Source organism: Paenibacillus zeisoli (assembly GCF_003994465.1).
GTDB lineage: Bacteria > Bacillota > Bacilli > Paenibacillales > Paenibacillaceae > Fontibacillus > Fontibacillus zeisoli.
Map to the genome: position 1 here is coordinate 142921 of NZ_RZNX01000008.1, position 7459 is coordinate 150379.

At 43.9% G+C, this 7459-nt stretch carries 5 protein-coding genes and 2 tRNA genes; all 7 read right to left on the reverse strand.

Annotated features, from left to right (window positions below; genetic code table 11):
* Positions 1-58: 58 nt before the first annotated feature.
* The 7 genes from EJP77_RS16655 to EJP77_RS16685 all read right to left on the reverse strand — a co-directional run bounded on the left by EJP77_RS16655 (position 59) and on the right by EJP77_RS16685 (position 7397).
* Positions 59-1435 carry a CdaR family protein gene (locus EJP77_RS16655; protein ID WP_127200376.1) on the reverse strand — a complete coding sequence of 459 codons (1377 nt, stop codon included), beginning with the start codon at positions 1433-1435 and terminating at the stop codon, positions 59-61.
* Complete coding sequence (gene cdaA, locus EJP77_RS16660) at positions 1428-2258, reverse strand: diadenylate cyclase CdaA (protein WP_127200377.1); 831 nt, start codon at positions 2256-2258, stop codon at positions 1428-1430. The genes EJP77_RS16655 and cdaA overlap by 8 nt, the downstream gene beginning before the upstream one ends.
* 197 nt (positions 2259-2455) lie before the next feature.
* The gene (locus EJP77_RS16665) at positions 2456-3073 is read right to left on the reverse strand and encodes a zf-HC2 domain-containing protein (RefSeq protein ID WP_127200378.1); all 618 of its coding nucleotides are present in this window, start codon (positions 3071-3073) and stop codon (positions 2456-2458) included.
* Positions 3074-3240: 167 nt separating this feature from the next.
* The gene (sigW, locus tag EJP77_RS16670; protein ID WP_127200379.1) at positions 3241-3813 is read right to left on the reverse strand and encodes an RNA polymerase sigma factor SigW; all 573 of its coding nucleotides are present in this window, start codon (positions 3811-3813) and stop codon (positions 3241-3243) included.
* Positions 3814-4063: 250 nt separating this feature from the next.
* Positions 4064-6859 (reverse strand): phosphoenolpyruvate carboxylase, encoded by a 2796-nt coding sequence (ppc, locus tag EJP77_RS16675; RefSeq protein ID WP_127200380.1) that lies wholly within the window; start codon positions 6857-6859, stop codon positions 4064-4066.
* Positions 6860-7234: 375 nt separating this feature from the next.
* Positions 7235-7308 (reverse strand) — tRNA-Gly (locus EJP77_RS16680).
* A gap of 12 nt (positions 7309-7320) precedes the next feature.
* A tRNA-Pro gene (locus tag EJP77_RS16685) sits at positions 7321-7397 on the reverse strand.
* Between the last annotated feature and the right edge of the window lie 62 nt (positions 7398-7459).

Sequence of the window (7459 nt, forward strand, 5' to 3'; positions counted from 1 at the left end):
AATGGTTTCTCATCCATGACTTACATGTTTTTATTTTACTTCAATCTGTCTGCTGTTCCTAAGGTTCTTTCCCTGTCTGTTCCGAGTTCATGCCTGATACCCCAGAAGATCCTTCTCCCCCAGTTCCCGAGTCTGTCTCTGAATTCACATTCTGCCCATTATTACCCTCCGTGCTTGTATCTGAAGGGGTCGAAGTCACAGGTTTGGCGCTATTCTTAACTTCAATTTCGACCTTCAAATCACCACTCCTAGCCAAAGATACAAACTTGGGAAGCGTAATAGTTGGAGTAACCGTGTGAATCCCTTGTCCAAGCCCGGACACATCGACACTAATCGCAAAGTCTTCTGCTTGAATAGACTTCAGCACTTCATCCGATCCCTGCACCGTCAAAGACATTTTTGCATTTGCCGGGCTTAGAATCTTCACTGTCGTCTTCTCACTCTGATTTTTGATCGTAACCGGAATGTCATTCACTGTCTTTTCACCTAAAGGCGCAGCTTTGACAACGACCTTCACAGAGCTCGGCTCGATTTTCTCAGAACCTTCCGGTGGAGTCAAGTCCAATGAGTATTCAGTCGGAGCCGGGCCCTTAAACCTACTTAAATCCACAGTAAGAGAGTAGGAGTCTATCCCTTCTAATACATCTTTGGACCCATATACAGCAACACCCTCTACATCTGCCTTGACCTCAGATAGTGCGTAACCTTGAGGAAGCTTTCCTGTTTGCTTAATTTCTATAGGTACCGTTTTATAAAGTTTATTCATAGGTACATCGACCCGTATGGAAGAAGGACTAATCTCCGCATCCGGGATCTCCCGTCCATTCTTATCGTATGCCTTAAGTTTTACTGATTTGCCATCTACTGAATCCTGGGCTCCGCTAACATCCAAGGTTCCTTCTACCTTGTGAACCCGCTTGAGTTCACTCTCCGGGAGCGTCACACTTACCTTTCCATCATTCTCCACAATAGGAGTTCCCATTTGTAGTCCGCCATCTGGAACCCCTTTTAGCACTACGCTGGCACTGTAGGTCTTTGTCTGCTTTGCTTCAATGGTTACCTTGGCGGATGAGGGGTTTTTGGATACCAGCTCAACACCATAAGGAAGCTCGACAGTCAATGGTACCATAGTCGTACCCGGTCCTACATTCTCCAAGTTTAATTTTACTCTATAATCGGTAAATACGGAGGTGATATTAGGTCGCTTTCCCTTAACTTCCAGACTTACAACTTTCGGATCCATATCCATCAGAACATAAGCCTTATCGTCAAAACCAACAACCTCCACCTTAACATCATTTATAGTCTTGGTGTCGACTGAAGAACCAGAGGTTGCGGGTGTACTGCTGTCTATATGAACCATAGCCCAGAGAAGTATACTGATGCAGAGTGCCAGAATTTTGGCAATGGCATTATTGTTGAACCATTTATCCATTTTTGCGGCCCCCTCTCAGCTTCCAGAATGGGGTCTTCTTGTCCTTATGTGCCGTGCTTGGACTAAGTTCTTCATATAGCTTGGAGATCAGAGACTCCTCATTAATGCCTCGAACAACCTGCCCGTTAATCGCTAGCGAAATTTGACCCGTCTCTTCAGATACGACTACGGACACCGCATCACCTACCTCACTAATCCCGATGGCAGCACGATGCCTTGTTCCCAGTTCCTTACTGATGAAGGGGTTCTCGGATAAAGGCAGATAACATGCCGCTGCAGCAATGCGATGCTCTTGAATAATAATCGCACCATCATGAAGAGGGGTGTTAGGAATGAAAATATTAATCAGCAGTTCAGAAGTAATAACCGATTGGGTTGGAATTCCCGATTCTTTATATTCATTAAGCCCTGTATTTCGTTCAAATACAATTAATGCCCCAATTTTTCCACGGGATAAATAATTAACTGCCTTAATAATCTCGCCGATTTCACGGCTAAATTCTTCTTCATCCGCAGTCGTGCGGCCGAATAACTTACCACGTCCCAGCTGTTCAAGAGCCCTTCTGAGCTCAGGCTGGAAGATAATGAATACGGCAAGAACACCGAAAGTGAACATTTGATTCATCAACCATTTGAGCGTGTAGAGATCGAACCACGTACTTGCCGCCCATATCACAACCAGTACGAGGATGCCCTTTAACAACTGAACAGCTCGGGTTCCCCGTACAAGTAAAATTAAATGATAAATAATATAAGTTACTATTAGGATATCTATAGCATCTTTAATGGACTCCTGCCATGTTAAGTCCGAAAAATAATTCATAAGGCAACCCCCGGTTTTCCCTTTTGACTTGCATATCAGTGTTATGTTGTCCCTAAACTCTAGGTTATAACGATCGAACTTGAGTTGCAAGCTTCTTTGTCTCAGACCGACTAGAATATGTATATTTTACCATTACAATACAATAAAAAGCGCCTCTCAATAGAGTGGCGCTATTACATTCGGTTAATATCTCCAATTTATCGATAGGCGACTTCCGTCAATGTGTTTGTGATCTTATACCAGATCCAATCAAGCGCCTGATCAATACTTTTCACATCACCAGATATTTTGGCCGTTGAAGCCTGGTACAATGAGCCATCAATGACCGTGAGATTTCCATCCACCTCGCCATAGATCTGGGCCTTACCATTCTCCACTGTTAAATCTCCAGCAATCGTCTTCCCGCTTGGAACAATGACCGTCTTCCCTTCAATAACAACCTGGTCCAGCCCAGCACCTTTCACTATCAACTGGTCATCAGCCTTCCAGAGTGACATTGTGCTAAATAGCATAACAAAAATAAACATGGCCACTGCGGTAAGTGCAGGATGTTTCTTGATCCATTTCATCCATACGCGCTGTCCGCGTTTCCTTGGAAGCTCTCGCATAATCCGATCTACCAGCTCATCTGAAGCGGAAGGCACAGAGCTCTTAACAGCATGGAAAAGCATCATTTCCGTTTGTTCCAGCTCTTGAAAATGCATATTACAGGATGGACATTGTACAAGATGTTTCTTCAGCTCCAAGGCTTGTGCTTGGTCTAAATCGTCATCCAGGTATTCATGCATTAAAGAGGCAGCTTGTTTGCAATCCATATGAGCCAATCCTTTCAGTTGAAATCTGCATGGAATGTAATCTTTCACCCTAAGAACCATTCCATTTATATAGACATTGTCCTTGCAATTAAGTGGCAAAGCATTCAGGTATACACTTTAAATACGCTCTACTATGTATATCGTTTCAACTTTTTTAACTAAGCCCTTTAAATGTGTTTGTTCTCCAGTCTTTTGCGTAAAAATTCACGCCCTCGATGCACACGGGTTTTGACCGTCGTTACGGGCATACCCAGCACATCACTGATCTCCTGTAGAGACAGTTCCTGCAGATACCTAAGGATCATAACAGATTTGTATTTCACCGGAAGGCTCTCAATCGCAGAATGTATCGTCTCCCGGGTCTCAGAAATTAGATATTCACTTTCCGGAGTCCGATTGTCCCCTGGGATTAGCGTGTATCCATCCATACCCTCTTGATCATTCATCTCGGCATCAAGCGAATAACTTGGCTTTCTCTTCCTTAAACGATCTATACACAAATTGGTGGCAATACGGTAAATCCATGTAGAGAACTTTTGATTCTCATCGTATCGCATCCAGTTCTTATGTACTCTGAGAAAAGTTTCCTGCACAATATCCTCAGCCTCATGCCGGTTATTCAGCATACGATAAGCCAAGTGAAATAGTTTATCTTTATAAAGATCTACAATTTCTGCAAAAGCACCCTGATCACCCTTACGGGCCAGCTTTATAAGTCGCGTATCATAATTGTCAATCATTCATTTTTCCCCCAGATCCGCCAAAACGGTCTCTTGCCGGTTCCAAGCCATGCTTCATGGATAAAAGTAGCGGTTGACCGCATAAGAACAGACGGTAATGGCATGTCCCGGCGCTTCATTCAAATGGTAATTCAAGTGCTCATAAATTGCAAGCATACACAGAGACTTCACATAGCAAGATTAATAAAAGAACCGTGTCTTGAAGCGACACGGCTCTTGTGAATTCTAGAAGTGCAGTTGGGCTGATCAATCAGCCTGTATTTCTCAGTCCTGCGGCAATACCATTAATAGTTAGGAGAACTTCACGCAGCAGGATAGGATCATCCCCGCCCTGTTCTCTAATCGTGCGCAGTTCAGTAAGCAGTTGAACTTGTAGATAGCTAAGCGGATCTACATACGGATTACGCTGACGAATAGACTCCTGAAGAGTAGGCTCATTATCGAGCATTTCCTGCTCTCCTGTAATCTTAAGAATTAAGCTCTTTGTCAGATTGAACTCCTCTTCAATTTGCTTGAAGATGCGGTTCTTTGCCGTTTCATCCTTGCACATATTAGCGTATTCTGAAGCAATAATCAGATCTGCCTTAACTACTGCGAACTGCAGCGTATCAATCAAGGAACGGAAGAACGAGAAGTTAGCGTACATTTCCTGTAGAACTTTTAGCTTCTCTTCATCGTTATCGTAGAAATCTTGAATTCCAGTACCTGCTGCATACCAAGCCGGGAATAGATAACGGCTTTGTGTCCAAGCGAATACCCATGGAATCGCACGCAAATCTTCGAACCGGTCACTGTTCTTCCGTTTGGAAGGACGGGAACCGATATTGAGTTCACCTACTTCACCAAGTGGAGTAGATTCTTTGAAGAATTTAAGGAAATCAGGTTCACGGAATACTAGTTCCTGATACTTATTCCGAGAAATCTCAGACATTTGTCTAATGATATTTTCCCATTTCTCTTCATCTAGATCGCTTTGCTGAGGCTGACGAGCAAGCACCGCCTGAGTTAGCAAAGCAGAAGTTGCTTGTTCAAGACTGCGGTAAGCGATCCCTTTCAAGGAATATCTGGATGAGATCACTTCACCTTGTTCCGTAATCTTGATTCCTCCACCTACCGTATGCGGTGGCTGAGCAAGAATACTGCGGTTCAGCGGCATGCCTCCACGTCCCAGAGCACCTCCGCGTCCATGGAAGAATTTCAGCTTCACGCCGAACTCTGCAGCTACTGCTGTAATTCCCTTCAGAGCCACACGAAGCTCCCAATTGGCAGTCACGACCCCACCGTCTTTGTTACTGTCGGAGTAACCCAGCATAATCTCCTGCAAGTCGCTCATGGCTGCTACGGACTGACGATAGATCGGCATTTCGAACAATTGACGCATAATAGCTGGTGCCGCATGGAGATCATCAATAGTCTCGAACAAAGGAACCGATTGTAGGGTGCAGACCACCGTTCCATCAACCTCTTTGCGGAACAATCCAACTTCCTTAGCGAACACCATAACTTCAAGAACATCACTGGCTGCTTCAGCCATACTAATCAGATAGCTGCTAATACAGTGTTCTCCGAATTCCTGCTGAGCCAGGAATACTGTACGATAGACATTCAAGCATTCTGTAGTGCTCTCGCTATATTCTTGGTAAGGTGAAGTTAAAGGACGCGGATCGTTAAGAATACGCTCCAATAACTCAACCTTTTTATCTTCACTAAGCTCACCATAGTTCTCTGTAATATTCATATGAGCAAGAATTTCAGTCATTGCATTCTCATGCTCCTGACTGTGCTGACGAATGTCCAGCTTCGCTGTATGGAATCCAAACAGCTCCACTTGACGAATCAAGTAACGAATGTGTGTATCTGCTACGTAATCAGCATAGTGATGACGCAGACTGCGATCAATAACGTTAAGATCTTCAACCAGCTCTTCAACACTGTTGTAGCGTTCCTGGGAATCCTTCTTAGAATCGTCAATGACATTATGCAGCTTTTCCGTCATATAAGTGAGTTTCACCCGGTAAGGTTCCTTCTCATTCCGCCACTGAGGCGTTTTGTTCAGAATCACAGTCTCCCGGTCTTTCTGAATCGAAGCCAGCAGCTCGTCAGTTACATTGACGATGGTTGTACTGAAGCTTAGATAGCGGAACAGCTCAGCCAAAATACGCTGATATTCGCGCACAGCCAGCTTACGCTGCATTAGCAAGGTCTCCCAGGTTACTTCCGCTTTAACGGAAGGATTACCGTCACGGTCGCCACCGATCCATGAACCAAAGCGAAGATACGTCGGAACATGCCAGTTATGCTCGGGATAGTATTTAGTCAAGCAGCGCTCCAATTCTTGATATACATCAGGGAGCACATGGAACAGAGTCTCGTGAAAATAATACATACCGTTTCGCACTTCGTCGAGTACTGTAGGTTTACGATCGCGGAGTTCATCCGTCTGCCAAAGTGTAATCACTTCATTTAGAAGCTTCTCACGAAGCTGCTCGCGTTCTCTGAAAGTCAGAGTAGGGTTATCAAGCTGCATCACATCATCAGCAATACGTTTATGGATATCGAGAATTGCACGACGCATTGCTTCTGTTGGGTGAGCAGTCATGACAAGCTCCAGAGACAAGCCTTGTAAAATATCCTGTACTTCATCGTAAGAGAAGCCGCGTTCTTTCAGGTCCCTAACCGAATCTTCAATAGATCCAGGTTGTACAGTCTCCCCGGCAGAACGTTCGTAGTCACGCTTGCGGCGAATACGATGATTCTGCTCCGCAATATTAACCAGTTGGAAGTAAACTGCAAAAGCTCGAATGACTTGATGGCGGATATCCGGCTCAAGCGTGTTAATGATCTGTTTAAATTCCTCATGGAGCTCAGGTAAAAATACAGCTCTAAGTGACTTGCTGGCTTCACGTATCTTTTCGACAATATCTAAGAGTTCATTACCGCCTTGGTGTACAAGGACTTCTCCCAATATATTGCCCAAAAAACGAATATCACGCCGCAGCAGGTTGTTGGAATTACTTTTGTTGGCAGTTACCGCTAGTTCTGTCATGCTTCTCCTCCCACTTCATCCTGTTTCCGTCTTTATAATGCCTTTTTACATAATACAATAAACTGTGCATAAAATCTTCACTTTATTTATTAAAACAAGGCTGTAGAGGCAGCCAAAGAGGTAAACAAATTAATATTTAATCATTTATTTGTATTATTATAGCCTATGGATAGAACAATACTAACCACTTTTATGCGTGATTAACGAGTGAAAGAATGAGTATCCATGATTTCTACATAGAAATGGCCCACGTATAAATAACCATTTCAAGTTCGATCAATGCGTTGACACGTCAAAGCAGTAAAATCAATAGGTAAAAATAAAACCCATTATAACAAAAAACACCATCGTTACGATGATGCTGTTGGTGAAATATGGAGCGGGTGATGGGAATCGAACCCACGCTATTAGCTTGGAAGGCTAAAGTTCTACCATTGAACTACACCCGCACCGGAAAATAATGGTCGGGACGACACGATTTGAACATGCGACCCCCTGGTCCCAAACCAGGTGCTCTACCAAGCTGAGCTACGTCCCGAAATATGGTGCTTATGAGATTATCAATTGCAAAAGCAATAAAATGGCGCGCCCTAAGAGATT

What these genes read in the sequence shown, in the direction of transcription:
- EJP77_RS16655 (WP_127200376.1), bottom strand. Translation starts at nt 1,435, where the DNA reads ATGGATAAATGGTTCAACAATAATGCCATTGCCAAAATTCTGGCACTC.
- cdaA (WP_127200377.1), bottom strand. Translation starts at nt 2,258, where the DNA reads ATGAATTATTTTTCGGACTTAACATGGCAGGAGTCCATTAAAGATGCT.
- EJP77_RS16665 (WP_127200378.1), bottom strand. Translation starts at nt 3,073, where the DNA reads ATGGATTGCAAACAAGCTGCCTCTTTAATGCATGAATACCTGGATGAC.
- sigW (WP_127200379.1), bottom strand. Translation starts at nt 3,813, where the DNA reads ATGATTGACAATTATGATACGCGACTTATAAAGCTGGCCCGTAAGGGT.
- ppc (WP_127200380.1), bottom strand. Translation starts at nt 6,859, where the DNA reads ATGACAGAACTAGCGGTAACTGCCAACAAAAGTAATTCCAACAACCTG.